17 protein-coding genes are annotated in these 13,028 nt (G+C 45.6%); 5 read left to right on the top strand and 12 right to left on the bottom strand.

Translation table 11 applies throughout. The features are described 5' to 3' along the window. Positions 1 to 42: 42 nt before the first annotated feature. Positions 43 to 273, bottom strand: a complete 231-nt coding sequence (locus MSSIT_RS17320; RefSeq protein ID WP_048175029.1) for a thioredoxin family protein — start codon at positions 271 to 273, stop codon at positions 43 to 45. 165 nt (positions 274 to 438) lie between these two features. Continuing rightward, a complete protein-coding gene (locus MSSIT_RS17315) occupies positions 439 to 1,410 on the bottom strand; it encodes a permease (protein WP_048173756.1) in 972 nt (323 codons plus the stop codon). Positions 1,411 to 1,679: 269 nt separating this feature from the next. On the opposite strand from MSSIT_RS17315, the gene MSSIT_RS24355 reads away from it, so the two are divergent. After that, positions 1,680 to 1,844 carry a hypothetical protein gene (locus MSSIT_RS24355; RefSeq protein WP_197080295.1) on the top strand — a complete coding sequence of 55 codons (165 nt, stop codon included), beginning with the start codon at positions 1,680 to 1,682 and terminating at the stop codon, positions 1,842 to 1,844. Between the two features lie 235 nt (positions 1,845 to 2,079). Here the strand turns inward: MSSIT_RS24355 and MSSIT_RS17310 are convergent, their stop codons facing one another. The 4 genes from MSSIT_RS17310 to MSSIT_RS17295 all read right to left on the bottom strand — a co-directional run bounded on the left by MSSIT_RS17310 (position 2,080) and on the right by MSSIT_RS17295 (position 4,391). Then, positions 2,080 to 2,340 carry an ArsR/SmtB family transcription factor gene (locus MSSIT_RS17310; RefSeq protein WP_187151797.1) on the bottom strand — a complete coding sequence of 87 codons (261 nt, stop codon included), beginning with the start codon at positions 2,338 to 2,340 and terminating at the stop codon, positions 2,080 to 2,082. A 126-nt stretch (positions 2,341 to 2,466) separates the two neighbouring features. Then, positions 2,467 to 2,850, bottom strand: a complete 384-nt coding sequence (locus MSSIT_RS17305) for a putative zinc-binding protein (protein WP_048173754.1) — start codon at positions 2,848 to 2,850, stop codon at positions 2,467 to 2,469. A gap of 115 nt (positions 2,851 to 2,965) precedes the next feature. Then, a complete protein-coding gene (locus MSSIT_RS17300) occupies positions 2,966 to 3,199 on the bottom strand; it encodes a thioredoxin family protein (protein ID WP_048173753.1) in 234 nt (77 codons plus the stop codon). A gap of 139 nt (positions 3,200 to 3,338) precedes the next feature. Beyond that, a complete protein-coding gene (locus MSSIT_RS17295) occupies positions 3,339 to 4,391 on the bottom strand; it encodes a permease (RefSeq protein ID WP_048173752.1) in 1,053 nt (350 codons plus the stop codon). Between the two features lie 501 nt (positions 4,392 to 4,892). Between MSSIT_RS17295 and MSSIT_RS17290 the strand changes: the two genes are divergently transcribed. The 4 genes from MSSIT_RS17290 to MSSIT_RS17275 all read left to right on the top strand — a co-directional run bounded on the left by MSSIT_RS17290 (position 4,893) and on the right by MSSIT_RS17275 (position 9,004). Next, positions 4,893 to 5,972, top strand: a complete 1,080-nt coding sequence (locus MSSIT_RS17290; protein ID WP_048173751.1) for a FecCD family ABC transporter permease — start codon at positions 4,893 to 4,895, stop codon at positions 5,970 to 5,972. 65 nt (positions 5,973 to 6,037) lie between these two features. After that, positions 6,038 to 6,844: an ABC transporter ATP-binding protein gene (locus MSSIT_RS17285; RefSeq protein ID WP_048173750.1), complete on the top strand. Its 807-nt coding sequence runs from the start codon at positions 6,038 to 6,040 to the stop codon at positions 6,842 to 6,844. Between the two features lie 82 nt (positions 6,845 to 6,926). Further along, positions 6,927 to 7,769 (top strand): class I SAM-dependent methyltransferase, encoded by an 843-nt coding sequence (locus MSSIT_RS17280; protein WP_048175027.1) that lies wholly within the window; start codon positions 6,927 to 6,929, stop codon positions 7,767 to 7,769. Beyond that, a complete protein-coding gene (locus MSSIT_RS17275; protein ID WP_082089056.1) occupies positions 7,769 to 9,004 on the top strand; it encodes an ABC transporter substrate-binding protein in 1,236 nt (411 codons plus the stop codon). Before MSSIT_RS17280 ends, MSSIT_RS17275 begins: the two co-directional genes overlap by 1 nt. A gap of 478 nt (positions 9,005 to 9,482) precedes the next feature. On the opposite strand, the gene MSSIT_RS17270 is transcribed toward MSSIT_RS17275, so the two are convergent. From MSSIT_RS17270 to MSSIT_RS17245, 6 genes are all read right to left on the bottom strand, one after another. Continuing rightward, positions 9,483 to 9,767 carry a hypothetical protein gene (locus MSSIT_RS17270; protein ID WP_048173749.1) on the bottom strand — a complete coding sequence of 95 codons (285 nt, stop codon included), beginning with the start codon at positions 9,765 to 9,767 and terminating at the stop codon, positions 9,483 to 9,485. Between the two features lie 150 nt (positions 9,768 to 9,917). Continuing rightward, the gene (gene tusB, locus MSSIT_RS17265) at positions 9,918 to 10,217 is read right to left on the bottom strand and encodes a sulfurtransferase complex subunit TusB (RefSeq protein WP_048175024.1); all 300 of its coding nucleotides are present in this window, start codon (positions 10,215 to 10,217) and stop codon (positions 9,918 to 9,920) included. A gap of 77 nt (positions 10,218 to 10,294) precedes the next feature. Further along, positions 10,295 to 10,639, bottom strand: a complete 345-nt coding sequence (locus tag MSSIT_RS17260; RefSeq protein ID WP_048173748.1) for a DsrE family protein — start codon at positions 10,637 to 10,639, stop codon at positions 10,295 to 10,297. A 24-nt stretch (positions 10,640 to 10,663) separates the two neighbouring features. Further along, a complete protein-coding gene (locus MSSIT_RS17255; protein WP_048173747.1) occupies positions 10,664 to 11,044 on the bottom strand; it encodes a DsrE/DsrF/TusD sulfur relay family protein in 381 nt (126 codons plus the stop codon). Positions 11,045 to 11,081: 37 nt separating this feature from the next. Further along, a complete protein-coding gene (locus MSSIT_RS17250; RefSeq protein WP_231589954.1) occupies positions 11,082 to 11,552 on the bottom strand; it encodes a helix-turn-helix domain-containing protein in 471 nt (156 codons plus the stop codon). 295 nt (positions 11,553 to 11,847) lie between these two features. Then, positions 11,848 to 12,645, bottom strand: a complete 798-nt coding sequence (locus MSSIT_RS17245; protein WP_048173746.1) for a (Fe-S)-binding protein — start codon at positions 12,643 to 12,645, stop codon at positions 11,848 to 11,850. Between the last annotated feature and the right edge of the window lie 383 nt (positions 12,646 to 13,028).

Genomic DNA, 13,028 nt, shown 5'->3' with positions numbered 1-13,028 from the left:
TACTAAAATTTTAACAATCGAGGTCCGTCCGGCTCGGGAGTTTTATTCAATCCATTTCTTGATTTCTTTTTCATCCGGGACTTTGCCTGCTATTTTTACTTCTCCATCGACCACGACTGCAGGAGTTACCATCACACCGTAGTTCAGGATAGTTTCAATGTCCTCAACTTTTACTACTTCGGCTTTCTTTCCGGTTTCAGCAAGGACTTTTTCGATAGCTTCCTTTGTTTTCTTACATTTTGCACAGCCTGTACCAAGGATTTCAATCTTCATATTTTTCACCTTATTTTGTTTTCTTTTTTTCTTTCTGATTTTTTCCAATTTCTCGGATATATTTCTCTTCTTAATCAACATTTTGAGTGTTTTTAATTGTCAGAATTCAGAATTTGAAGTTCAGGATTTCGGGCAGAACAACATTAGCGTTACTCAACCTTGACGTTACAGCAGTATATTGAACATGTATCCCGTAAAGATGATCGAAAGCCCCACAATCGAAACAAATATTGCAATCAACTCTTTCTTCAACACCTTTTTGAGGATTACCATTTCAGGCAAAGATACGGCTGTTACCGACATGAGGAAGGCCAGTGAAGTTCCTATGGGGAGCCCCTTTCCGATCAGGCTTTCCATAATGGGGATCATGCCCATAACGTTTGAGTAGAGGGGTACGCCCACCAGGACAGCGATCGGCACTGCAAGCAGGTTACCCTTTCCTGCATATTTTTCGAGGATGCCTTCAGGGGCATACCCGTGGAAGATTCCTCCAATGCTGACTCCGATGATCACGTAAATCCAGACTCTTCCTACGATGTCTTTAACACCTTCGAAAGCAGTTCCGGCTCTCTCTTTTACTGTCATTTTTTCTTGTTCGGATGCCTGTTTTCCGACTTTTATTTTGTAGACGAATTCTTCAACGTACTTTTCCAGCTTCAGGAAGCCGATCACATAACCTCCGAATACTCCGAGTACAATCCCTGAGACTACATAAATTGCAGTTGCTTTCAAGCCAAGGGTTGCCCAGAGGACGGCTACTGCAGCTTCGTTTACCAGAGGGGAGGTAATCAGGAAGGAAAAAGTTACTCCGAGAGGAACCCCTGCTTCCACAAATCCGATAAAGAGGGGCACTGAGGAACATGAACAGAACGGAGAAACCGTTCCTATCAGGGAAGCTATCAGGTGGTAGCGAAGCCCTTTCTTACCTCCGAGCACCTTTCTGGTTTTTTCCGGGGTGATATAGGTCCTGAGGTAGGAGATCGCAAAAATCATCACGGAAAGCAGGACGAAGATTTTTAACACGTCATAGATAATAAAGTTGACACTGGCTGCAAGGTGAGTAGCGGGTGCAATCCCGAAAACCTCGTATGTCAGTTTGTCTGCAATCCATTGTAGAGGATAAAAGATATCAGCCATTTTGAGTTCTTTCCTTTCTGTTTATTTTTGCTTATTTTGGATACTCAGTTTCACCCAATCATATCAATATATATTGATATACTGCAACTTTGATATAAACCTGTCGCTTTGATGAAGCTTTTTACAAAAAACTTGAGTCAGGACCTGAATCTCCTATCACAACAAAATCTCAAAATAGGTCGGGTTCAATACCTTACCCGGTATAATTATGAACACAAAAAGAGACTTTCACAGTAAGCTGGAATGAAAATTTCAATTGAGGTTCTAAAATGGCTACATGCTCTATCTGCGGGAAAGATGAATATTCGTTGCTGAAAGTAAAGCACAGAGAACTTGGTACAGTAAAGCTCTGCTTTGAATGCTGGGAAGTAGAGAGAGGAAACCAGAACATTCTTCCTTCATGCAGGGGCGACTGTGACTGTTGCCGTTATTAATCCCGATCTTGATTTTTCCGGCACATACGGGCTCGTATGGGATTTGGTACGTGGGAGTTAATATGCGGGACGGGATTGATGCGGGAGTTGCCTGATTATTGGAACGGAACTGAAATAAGGACTAAAAAATAGTAAGGATCCATAAAAGGGTCAAAGAAATGGAAATGGGCTGACGGACAAAAAGGGCTAAATTACTAAAAAAGCGCCAAAACAAACTAACGGACTGAAATAAAACTTATTCTTCCGCTATTCTCAAAATTTCCCGGATTTTTTCATTATCTATGGAATAAAGCCTCATTTTTCCATCCTTTCTGACCTTGATGATGCCCCAGTCCTGCAGCTTTGCCAGGTGCATCGAGGTGTTGGACTGGGTCTTGCCTATGAGGTTCGGGATCTCGCAGGCGCAGCGCTCTCCTTCCAGCAGGACCTTAATGATTTTGTACCTTGTTTCTTCACTCAGGGCTTTGAAGAGCTGTACATTATCTTCATCACTCACATCAATGAATGATGATATGTTTGGATATATAGTTTTCTGAACTTTGATTGCCGGAAAATTGGTGAGTTCTAACAGAAGATGAAAATGAGGAAGAAGATGAAAATGAAAAAAGAAAAAAGGTTGGGATTATTCAGACTGCAAGATCTCCATAACTTTTCCAAGGACTTCAGCAACCTCTTCGTCCTTAAGGTCTCTGTCCTTTGTTTTCTTAATTCCGAAGTCGGAAATTACTATCTGGCGGTCAACCTTGAAGCCTGCCAGTTCCATTGTTTTGGTTGCGCAGTTTACCGGGCAGCCGTCGATGGTCATAATCCTGTCGGAAGATTCAGCGGATTTCATGAGTCCGGGAGCTCGAGCTCCTATACCTACGGTACACATAAGGTTTCCTATTCCCTGTTTTTCGAGTTCGATTGCGATTTTGTTTGAAAGCTGGCCTACATTTGCCGCTCCCACACAGGGGAAAATTGCCACGTTTGCCGAACCACACGCACATTTTGTTTCTTCTGCCATTTTTTTCACTACCTTAAGCTGGTTTTAATTATCTGTTTTGATTCTCAATTTCGATTCTCAATTTTAATTTTCAATTTGAATTTCGATTGTTTTTTCCAGGTCGTTTTGTTGTCTGTTATTTTGTAATCCATTTCTTGATGTCTTCTACACTCGGGACCTTGCCTGCTATTTTAACATCGCCGTCAATCACAATGGCAGGGGTGACCATGACCCCGTATTCCAGTATTTTGTCAAAGTCTTCTACCTTGACGATTTCCGCATCCACGCCCGTTTCTTTAACGGCTTTTTCTGCAAGGTCTTTGGTTTTGTTACATTTTGCACAACCTGAGCCCAGTACTTCGATTCTCATTTGTTTCACCTCGTTACTTGATTCTGTTAATTTGATTCTGTTAATTTGATTCTGTTAATTGATTCTGTTAATATGGTAGCTTTATATGGTTATTTAAAACTCATTAGGACTCTATCTTATTTGATCGACCGAACTCCCTTCATGCGAACATGCTCCCGAAAACGTAGCCTGAAAAAGTTGCAATCAAAACTACAAGGCAGATGTAGGTCATGCCTTTTTTTACGCCCATTATCCTGTTGATTACGATCATATTTGGAAGACTGAGAGCGGGGCCTGCAAGGAGCATTGCCAGGGAAGGGCCTGTTCCCATTCCAAGCAGGGTCAGGGCTTTGATGATTGGAACTTCCGTGAGGGTTGAGAAATACATCAGGGCTCCTGCTATGGAAGAGATAAAGTTTGAAGCCAGGGAGTTTCCGCCCACAAAAGCTGCTACGTACTCTTTGGGGAGCACCACGACCGCAATCCCTGCGAAGAACACTCCCAGCAGGAGCAGGGGAGTAATCTGCTTTATCAGGAACCAGGTTTCTCCCACCCAGCTGTTGATTTCTTCTTTTGAAAACCACCTGTATGAGAGATATGCGGTAAGTCCGATAAGTGGAATCCATGCAAGTATCTGGAACGTGTACTTCCAGCCCCAGGAGGACATTAATTCGGGGGCTATGAGGACAACGATGAGCAGGATGAAAAGTTGAACACTGTGTTTATGCTCTGCTTCTCCGAAGGTTTTTATGGGCTTTCTTTCCGTGTCCTTCCTTTCATAGGCAAGGGACATTATTACGCCCACAAGCACGGACAGGAGTACGGCCGCAAAAGCCCTGGCAGCTCCCAGGTCATATCCCAGGATTTTTGCAGTGTAGACAATTGCAAGGATATTGATTGCAGGGGCAGAAAACAAAAAAGTGGTTGCAGGGCCTATACCTGCTCCCCGCTTGTAAATTCCTGCAAAAAGGGGAAGGACCGTGCAGCTGCAGACCGCAAGCAGGCAGCCTGAAACAGCAGCTACCGTATAAGATACATATTTGGGGGCGTCCGCTCCGAAAAACTTAAGTACCGATTCCTTGGAAAAGAGGGAGGCAATCGCACCCGCCAGGAAAAAGGCAGGCACCAGGCACATCAGAACGTGGAGCGCCAGGTACTCCTGCACGGACTGAAGCCCTACTGATATGAGATAAGTGAGATAATCAAGGGTCATTTTTTTCCACCGGGAGGATTTTCCAGTTTTATCCTGTTATTTCAAATCTATTTGAAAGAACCTATATAAAATTTCCTATTTCAAATTTATTTGAAACAACTTTCCAGTCTTTATTCTTTTTCCGGTTTTCAACTCTTTAAACCCGGTCTACATTCCTCTGGAGTTAAGAGCTAATGTTGCTGTTTATTCTCTTCATAACTGCTGTTTATTTTTTAGGGTTGTTGTTTATTCTCTTCATAACCGGATTTACTGGCCAAGAAAGTAGGACGCTGCATGATTGAGCTGGGAGTCTCCCTTTGTCCTTTTCTCTCCCTTTCTTCTCCGTATATGATAATTTTTAATTTCATATTCTTGTGATTATTTGTTAATAAAAACGAAATATATATGTATTATAATTAATTAAATTAAAAAAGTAAGGTATTCTATGTGAATACTTTTTTCTTATGTGTTATTTTAGCCCGCAACCCAGGGGCATATCATATTTTCCGGAGCAGTATATTGATGCTTGAATATACGAAACTGCATAATATTTTCAAAAGGATAGGGTGGGAAGAAGTTGAGGGTTTTTCTGAGTTGCATAAAATCTTCATTATTACAGCACTGGCACTCCTGCTTGCAGCTACGGTTTTAGGGTCTGTGGTGAGCGGGACTTATCCGATCACTCCGGAGGATATATTTGCCACTCTCCTGATCCACCTGGGGCTGGGTAATCCGGCTGAAATGCAGAGCCTGCATTCTACCATTATCTGGGATATACGTATTCCACGTATCCTCCTTACTGTTTCGGTCGGAGGGGCGCTTGCAATTGCAGGAGCAGTCTTTCAGAGTGTCTTTAGAAACCCCCTTGTGGAACCTTACATTCTGGGCGTCTCCTCGGGTTCGGCATTTGGTGCAGCGCTGGCGATTGTTTACCCGTCGATATTTTTCTCGACCCAGCTTTCGGCATTCTTCTTTGGAGCGCTTGCCGTAACGCTGGCTTACCTTCTAGCTCGGGTCAGGGGTGAAACACCCATCGTTACCCTGATCCTTGCCGGGGTTATCATAGGATCGGTATTTTCTGCCTTTGTCTCCTTCCTGAAGTACTTTTCCAATGATACTGAACTCCGGGAAATTGTTTTCTGGCTGATGGGCGGGTTTTATTACGCCACATGGGAGGACGTCTTCCTCCTGAGCCCCGCGGTGATTGCGGCATTTCTTATTCTGTGGGCGCTTGCCTGGAAACTCAACATCCTTTCCATGGGGGATGAGGAAGCCCGCAATCTCGGGATCAATCCGGAGCTCTACAAATTCGTGGTAATAGTCGTCGCTACCGGGATCACCGCGTTTTCCGTCTCTCACGTCGGGATAATTGCCTGGGTAGGGCTGATGATGCCTCATGCTTCACGGATGGTCCTGGGGCCGGATAACAGGTTCGTAATTCCGGCATCACTGATGATGGGCGGGATCTACGTCACCATATGCGATACTCTTGCACGGACGATGACAGGTTCCGAGATCCCTGTCGGTATCATAACTTCGATTCTGGGAGCTCCGTATCTCTGCTACCTGCTTAGAAACAGGGGTAAGGCAATATTCGGGTGATTTTAGGTGGTATTTTGGGTTTGGAGGAATATTTCGAATTTAGAGTAATATTTCGGGTGATATGTATGCTTCAGGTTAACGATATTCATTTCAGCTACGGGGGTGACCCGGTACTCCGGGGGGCTTCATTCAAGGTAAGGGAAGGGGAACTCTGCGGCCTTTTCGGACCTAACGGGTGCGGAAAAACCACCCTTTTCAAGTGTTGCCTCAGGTTTCTTCGCTTTCCCAGGGGGACTGTCCGGATGGAAGGGTACGATGTGGGGGATATGAGGGTTGCGGACCTCGCTAAAAAGGTTGCCTATGTCCCCCAGGAGCATAAGCCGCCGTTTCCATATCTGGTCCGGGAAGTGGTCCTTATGGGCCGGACTCCTCACCTGGGAGGCTTCTTTGGCGTCAAAAGGAATGACAAAGAAATCGCGATCGAAGCCCTCAAAAGAGTTGGGATTTCCGATCTTGCCAAAAGGCCCTATAATCAACTCTCGGGCGGGCAACGCCAGATGGTGCTCATGGCCCGTGCACTTGCACAGGACACACCACTAATGTTTCTTGACGAACCCACTTCGGCCCTCGATTTTCAGAACCAGGTGCATATCTGGGAAATTATGCGTGAGATCGCAGAAGAGGGAAAAACAATCCTTGCCTGCAGCCACGACCCTAACCATGTCGCGTGGTTCTGTGACCGTGTAGTGGTCATGGCTGATGGCGCTGTCATCTCAAATGGAATGCCGAAGGAGGTTATTACCGAAGAGATGCTGGACAGAATTTACGAAAATACCTGTACTGTCCGGTCAATGGCTGACACTCAGATGGTTATGCCCCGATGCATTGCTGCCAGAGACCGCAGTGCTTCGGAAGAAATGACGATGATCTGATGAAATGACAATGATCCAATTGCTGCTCACGAATTCAAGGTCAGCAGCCAAGTTATACAGAGTCCGGAAGGAGAAAAAAGAAATGGATATTCACGAGATTGACTGGAACGAGGTCTGGAAAGACCTCCATGAGCAGAACCTTTCCAGAAGAAGGAAAGAAGAATGTGCATCAATATGGGAATCCCGGGAGAGTGCCCTTGAATTTCTCGAGCGTTCAAACAAAAATCCTCAAAGAGTTGCCAAGGTCTTTTCCGATCTGGGAGTAGGACCTGCTTCCAGGGTGCTTGATGTCGGAGCCGGGCCTGGAACCCTTGCAGTGCCCCTTGCCTCCCTCTGTGCCCACGTGACTGCCGTGGAACCTGCTGCAGGCATGGTCGAGGTCATGAAGGAGTTCGCCCAAAAAGAAGGGGTTGAGAACCTGGAGATCGTTTCAAAACGGTGGGAAGACATCGACCCTGCAGAACTTTCGGGCCCTTATGACGTCGTATTTGCTTCATATTCCCTGGGAATGCCGGACATCCGTGCCGCCGTGGAAAAGATGTGTAAACTGGCAACAAAGCGTGTTTGTCTCTACTGGTTTTTGGGGAGTTCCCCCTGGGAACAGTGGATGATTGACCTCTGGCCAGCCCTGCACGGTCAGGAATATCGTTCCGGGCCAAAGGCCGACGTGCTTTTCCATGTCCTCTATGACATGGGAATCTATCCGAATATGGAGACGCTACAGTTGTCGTATACCCGCACATTCCCCGACTTTGATGCAGCTGTCGAGAACTTCAAGCGGGAATACCATGTTGAGACAGATGCCCAGGAAAAAATACTCAGGGAATATCTCTCTTCTGTCCTGAAGGAAGAAGGGGGTGAATTCGTTCTTTCCGGAAATTCGATGCGCGTAAAGCTCTGGTGGGAGGTGGACCAGTGCGCTTAATGCCCTTTTTTATCCTCTTCAGTGTGCTCCTAACAGCTCTTCTTGTCTCGGGATGTGCTGACACTGCGGAAACTTCTCCAAGCTCCGATCTCTCGGATTCTTCCCTCTCCAGTTCCGCTTCTTCGGGCTCTGATTCAGCCACTCAGGTACAGTACCGCACGGTTACCGACATGCGGGGAGAGGAGGTCGTTATCCCCGCAGAACCGCAAAGGGTTATTGCCATCAGCAGGTCGTTAATTGATACCACGATGTACATCTTCGGGGTAGAAGACCGGATCGTAGGAGGGAGCGTGTATGATAAACCGCTTCAGATGGGCCAGTACGTGTGGAACGGTACCGATTATACGGTGAACACCTGGATAGGTAAAATCCTCAACCCGGGGCTTGACAACGTTACGAATGTGGGAGGTTTCGGCGGCCCCTATGGTCTTCCTAACGTGGAGACAATCGCATCTCTCAACCCTGATCTCCTCATTCTCCGGGACCTTGGGGATCAGGACGAGGATACGGAGAAGTTTATCTCCCAGACAGAGGCGATGGATATCCCTGTTGTGGTGCTGAAGTATCCCTCCTGTTACGATGAACCCAGTGTGGAAACCATGTACGAAGAAATAAGGCTTCTGGGTGAAGTTTTTGGAAAAGAGGGTGAAGCAGAAAAGATTGTTGAGACTGTCAGTTCGCGTGTAGAATTCATCCGAAGTCGGACGGCCGATATCCCTGAGGAGGAGCAAAAAAAGGTGCTGTACTTCGGCGCTCCTACATGGGCTAAGGACAAAGGTGGGGCAGGTTACGCTTTCGGCTCAGGATCAACCGAGGTGGCTATGATGGAAGGAATCATCAATTCCCGCAGCGCATATACCGAACCCGGCATGAACATGGTTTCCGCTGAGCAGATACTCTCCCTTGACCCGGACAAGATCATTTTGTGCACCTGGAGCGGATACCACTCCCCGCGCCAGCTCTATGAAGATTCCCAGTACGGCACCATCCAGGAACTTCGGGCACTCCGGGAAGGGGAAGTTTACTCTCTCACAGCTACACCCTGCAAATCCGAAAGGCTCGAATTTCCGATCAACCTGATGGTCGAGGCAAAAGCCGTTTATCCCGAGCGCTTTTCCGACGTGGAACTCGAACCCTGGATCAGGGACTATTTCGTTGAGCTCTACGGCACCAACGAAACTAAAACAGATGAACTCATGGACGCTCTGATGCTTGAATATCTGGAGATTGTCTGACCCTGCTTCCGAATTAAGGTGACAATAATGTCCGGAAAATTAAACCTGGATTATCAGATTCAGAAAATTGATTCGGAAAGAAAGGTTGGGAAATCCGGGCTGGTAAAAGTTTGGGAAATTTAGCCTGCAGTTAAGGAATGGGAAGTAGAGGAGGAAAATAGAGAAAAGAATACTTCATTCTTCTCTACTTTGTTCCGTTAACCTTGACGACTTCGGCATCCACACCAGTTTCCTTTACGCCTGTTTTGCAAATTATTTCAGTTTCTTGCACTTTGTACATCCTGTACCCAGTACTTCGATTTTCATGTTTTATAGCGTGCCGCAAGATTTGTTTTCATGGTTCTGTTGGTTACTATCATGTTAGGAAGGCTGAGGGCCGGGCCTGCAAGGAGCATTGCCAGGGAGGGGGCCTTCTCCCACACCGAGCTTCGACACTGCTGTTCATATCGATAAAGGCACCCGTGTATGAGTGTGTTTTTTATTTCCCCGCATCTTTTTTAGCCTCTTTTGCCACGTTTTTAATCATTTCCCCTACAAGCGTTGCTTTTTCACAGTGCGATGCTTCTTTAGGCTTGCAGTTTATGAGGACGCTCATCAGCCTGTCTGCCGTTTTGTAATACTTCATATCTTCGACTCTAACCAGAATGTCAGACAGGTTTTCGCTAAATTCCCTGCATTTTTCGTGGTCGCAGACTGCCTGCTCATGCAGCCGGCTTACCCGTTCCAACTCCTCGATAACCTCACGTGGGAGCTTTTCAGCCATATAAAACAGTCCTGGACGGTGAACTATATTATTGAAACTTTTTCTCTTCCGGGCTAAGGTAAAAATACACGTTAAACCTGTAAAGTTCGTTAAATGTTTTAAAAATTGCAGTGCCAGTCAGCACTTATTAAAATGTATGATGTCAATTATTTAAAAAGTATATGCCTGCCTGCAATGTTCCATCAGATCCTTGATAAAAGCCGCATAAAAGTTCTCCGGAACTGTAACTTTTCCTCTCCCTTTTATTGCTCTGGCTTCGAGGTCTTCCTGACAGGCGTAAACTGTGCACCCTGGCAACTCCTGTATTCCTGAAAGCAGGTGATATACTCCGTCTCCTGCAAGGTAGAGCCTGGCATTTCCTGAGCGGACAGCCAGTTTCAAGCATAACTCTGACCTCGGGCTGGAGGGGGGTTTTGTCAGCAGGAATACATCATGTTTTTCTCGTTTCATCTTATTGCTCCCGTTCATACTTCAGCAAACTTCTATTTTCCCTCTCGGTAGCTGCCGGTTTTTAATGAGTTACCTCTTTAAAACAAGATCACACAGTCCGAACTTTCCATCGCTTCGAGAAAGTCCTCTTCATCGACAAGTTCGATGGTCTCTATCAGGGTTTCCTCAAAAAGTCCCCTCTCAACCAGTGAGAGTTCGTGCACAAGTACTTTTAACTCTCCATACGAATAGAGAATATCCGAAAGGTTCGGCAATCCAAGTTCTGTGCTGTCCTGCCCTGCAGCTACAAGATAAACTCCATCTCCGTAAAGGCCAAGAGTCACATCTATCCTGTCAAGGCTCACAGCAGCCGCGTTCAATGTTCCAAAGGATTTTTCACTGCCGTATGGGGCGGTATCCAGCAGATAGAAAACTGATTCCATCGTTCAAACCTCTTTTCGGTGAGTTTATCTTGACAGTGAGATTACTCTATCACTTTTGCTCTGCATTTCAGAGAGTTCATAAAGACTGGAGATTTTTATTCCGGGAATGTAGTCTCTGCAGTTATTCCCGTTCTCAAGGCTTTCTTCTGCAATATAGCCTCTTGCAGCGGCACATCGGGCACATGCTCTGATTACAGCCCCTTTCTCTGCGAGCCCTCTGAAAAGTTCGCCTGCGTTAGTAAAAAATGAAGGAATCTGGCCTTTTTTGGGGATGTGCACCGCGTCCAGGTACAGGAATATGTTCACCTGATATTGTCTAAGTGCTTCTTCGGCAAGTTTGAAGGCGATTTCAGCGTATTCGGAAATATAAGGGCCATCAGTAAGCACTATCGTAAGAGTCTTCATAATTTCCTCCTAACAAATCATGTTTTATTATTAGGGTTTAGATGTAATCGGCCAAAATCTGTAGATGCTCATGATTATCTTCGTATTCCGGTTCTTTTCTGGGAAAGAGGGGCTCAAGGAGTTTCAAGATTCCACCCAGCGGTGGAGTCATATTCGCACTCACTCTGAGTCTTGAGGAATCGGCTATACAGGGCGAAAGCTGTCTGATCCTTGCAATCTCTATTTGTTTTGCCTGAGAGAAGTCTACAGTTTTCTCCTCAACCTTTTCTGTTTTATTCTTAAGGAAACTCTTGCCATATTCGCTTAGCTTCACAGTTTCTTCTTCTAATTCAATCAGACCTGCCTGCTGCAAAATCCTGAGATGAAAGTCAAGTGTTGCCTTCCCGATTATCTCTCCTATTTCCCCGGTACTTCTACAGCCGTCCGCCAGGAAGTTAATTATCTTCCTCCTGGTACCGTTGGACATAGCAAAATTTACGAGTTTTGTCTCATTCGGGTTTTCCGACACCTTTAACACCTGCTGAAGTTATTTCTGCCGGCAACCTCTTATGAAGCTATTTCTGCCAGCATCCTCTTATAACGGCGTACTATTCACAGGCTCTCGCTCCAGTCCCTGTCTCCACAGTCCCTGAATAACAATCCCTGAATAAAATTTGCCTGCGCTGATAAAACAGAATAAACTTTCAGGTGATTTTAGCGTATTTGGAATAGAAAGACTGTCTGTTAGCACTATGGTTAATGTATTCAAAGGATCCCGGTTAAGGTGGTATTTTTCAAATAACTGTAGCTCAGGTACCTGTAGCTCAAATATATGCACTCAGAACCTGCAGGTGCTCGAAGTTGGTTGCATAGTCTGGTTCTTTGAGAGGCGTGCACTTCTCCAGGTTTGTTTCTCCTCCCATAAGCTTTATTGCAAAGGTATAACAGCTCTGCTCACCACACTTCCCGCAGTTGGTCTGGGGCAGGTATTTGTAGATCTCCATAGGTTCGACCCTGACTTTTTCCCTGGGGACCGGGGCTATACCTTTTGCTATTGCTTCATTGACAATACCCCTGAGGTTCTCAAGGGCTTCTCTGGCTTCATCCTCGTTTTTAATCATCGTCATGGTGACTTTTCCGGTCCCGTAAAGAGTTGTGATAATTTCTCCTTTTTGCGTTATCAGAGCACTTATCCTGTCCGAATATCTGGACCTGGGAAAGAGGGGCTCAAGGACCTTCAGGGTTCCACCCAGAGGAGGAGCCATATTTGCGATTACCCTGAACTTTGAAGAGTCAGCTATGCAGGGCAAAAGCTGCCTGACTTCAACAATCTCAACCGGCTTTGCCTGAGAGAGGTCTGAATTTTTCTCCGCACCTTTGTCTTCCTTGCCTTTCAGGAAATTTCTGCCGTATTCACTCAGCTTTGCTGTCCCTTCTTCGAGCTCTATCAGGCTCGCCTGCTGCAGGACCTTGAGATGAAAGTCGAGCATTGACTTCCCGATCTCTTCTCCTATTTCCTCCGTACTCTTCTCGCCAGCCTCCAGGAAGTTCATTATCTTCCTTCGTGTAGCGTTGGACATAGCATTATTTACAAGCTTTATTTCATTCGGGTTTCCCGGCATCTTTACCACCTGCAAGAATCTGAAAATTTTCTCCGCATTTTTCCTGATGCTCAGCGCTATCAGGTCTTGTGAATCTCAAAAATAAAGTCAAATTCTCCTAATCAATTATGGAGTCCTCATACTTTTCCAATCAATTATGGAAGCCTCAAATTCTTCCAATTGGTTCTGAAGTCCCCTAATTCTTCTACTTAATTATTGGATTCACTTCTTAAAAACCCGAAAGCCGGATATCAAAAAAGATTGATATGAATGTGATTTACAGGAACATTCTTCAATTACCGGTTTTTATGCAAAGAAGAGTGGCTGAAGAGTGTTAAAGTGGAAAAAAGATATATAGGGCAGGGTTTACCCTGACTCCTTTCACCTAATCAAATAAACCTGCC

Source organism: Methanosarcina siciliae T4/M, from assembly GCF_000970085.1.
GTDB lineage: Archaea > Halobacteriota > Methanosarcinia > Methanosarcinales > Methanosarcinaceae > Methanosarcina > Methanosarcina siciliae.
The sequence above is the reverse complement of the archived record's forward strand: the minus strand, read 5'-3'. Positions and strand labels throughout refer to the sequence as shown.

Excerpts from the sequence above, each read along its gene's own strand:
- MSSIT_RS17320 (WP_048175029.1), bottom strand. The coding sequence starts at position 273 with ATGAAGATTGAAATCCTTGGTACAGGCTGTGCAAAATGTAAGAAAACA.
- MSSIT_RS17315 (WP_048173756.1), bottom strand. The coding sequence starts at position 1,410 with ATGGCTGATATCTTTTATCCTCTACAATGGATTGCAGACAAACTGACA.
- MSSIT_RS24355 (WP_197080295.1), top strand. The coding sequence starts at position 1,680 with ATGGCTACATGCTCTATCTGCGGGAAAGATGAATATTCGTTGCTGAAA.
- MSSIT_RS17305 (WP_048173754.1), bottom strand. The coding sequence starts at position 2,850 with ATGGCAGAAGAAACAAAATGTGCGTGTGGTTCGGCAAACGTGGCAATT.
- MSSIT_RS17300 (WP_048173753.1), bottom strand. The coding sequence starts at position 3,199 with ATGAGAATCGAAGTACTGGGCTCAGGTTGTGCAAAATGTAACAAAACC.
- MSSIT_RS17295 (WP_048173752.1), bottom strand. The coding sequence starts at position 4,391 with ATGACCCTTGATTATCTCACTTATCTCATATCAGTAGGGCTTCAGTCC.
- MSSIT_RS17290 (WP_048173751.1), top strand. The coding sequence starts at position 4,893 with ATGCTTGAATATACGAAACTGCATAATATTTTCAAAAGGATAGGGTGG.
- MSSIT_RS17285 (WP_048173750.1), top strand. The coding sequence starts at position 6,038 with ATGCTTCAGGTTAACGATATTCATTTCAGCTACGGGGGTGACCCGGTA.
- MSSIT_RS17280 (WP_048175027.1), top strand. The coding sequence starts at position 6,927 with ATGGATATTCACGAGATTGACTGGAACGAGGTCTGGAAAGACCTCCAT.
- MSSIT_RS17275 (WP_082089056.1), top strand. The coding sequence starts at position 7,769 with ATGCCCTTTTTTATCCTCTTCAGTGTGCTCCTAACAGCTCTTCTTGTC.
- MSSIT_RS17270 (WP_048173749.1), bottom strand. The coding sequence starts at position 9,767 with ATGGCTGAAAAGCTCCCACGTGAGGTTATCGAGGAGTTGGAACGGGTA.
- tusB (WP_048175024.1), bottom strand. The coding sequence starts at position 10,217 with ATGAAACGAGAAAAACATGATGTATTCCTGCTGACAAAACCCCCCTCC.
- MSSIT_RS17260 (WP_048173748.1), bottom strand. The coding sequence starts at position 10,639 with ATGGAATCAGTTTTCTATCTGCTGGATACCGCCCCATACGGCAGTGAA.
- MSSIT_RS17255 (WP_048173747.1), bottom strand. The coding sequence starts at position 11,044 with ATGAAGACTCTTACGATAGTGCTTACTGATGGCCCTTATATTTCCGAA.
- MSSIT_RS17245 (WP_048173746.1), bottom strand. The coding sequence starts at position 12,645 with ATGCCGGGAAACCCGAATGAAATAAAGCTTGTAAATAATGCTATGTCC.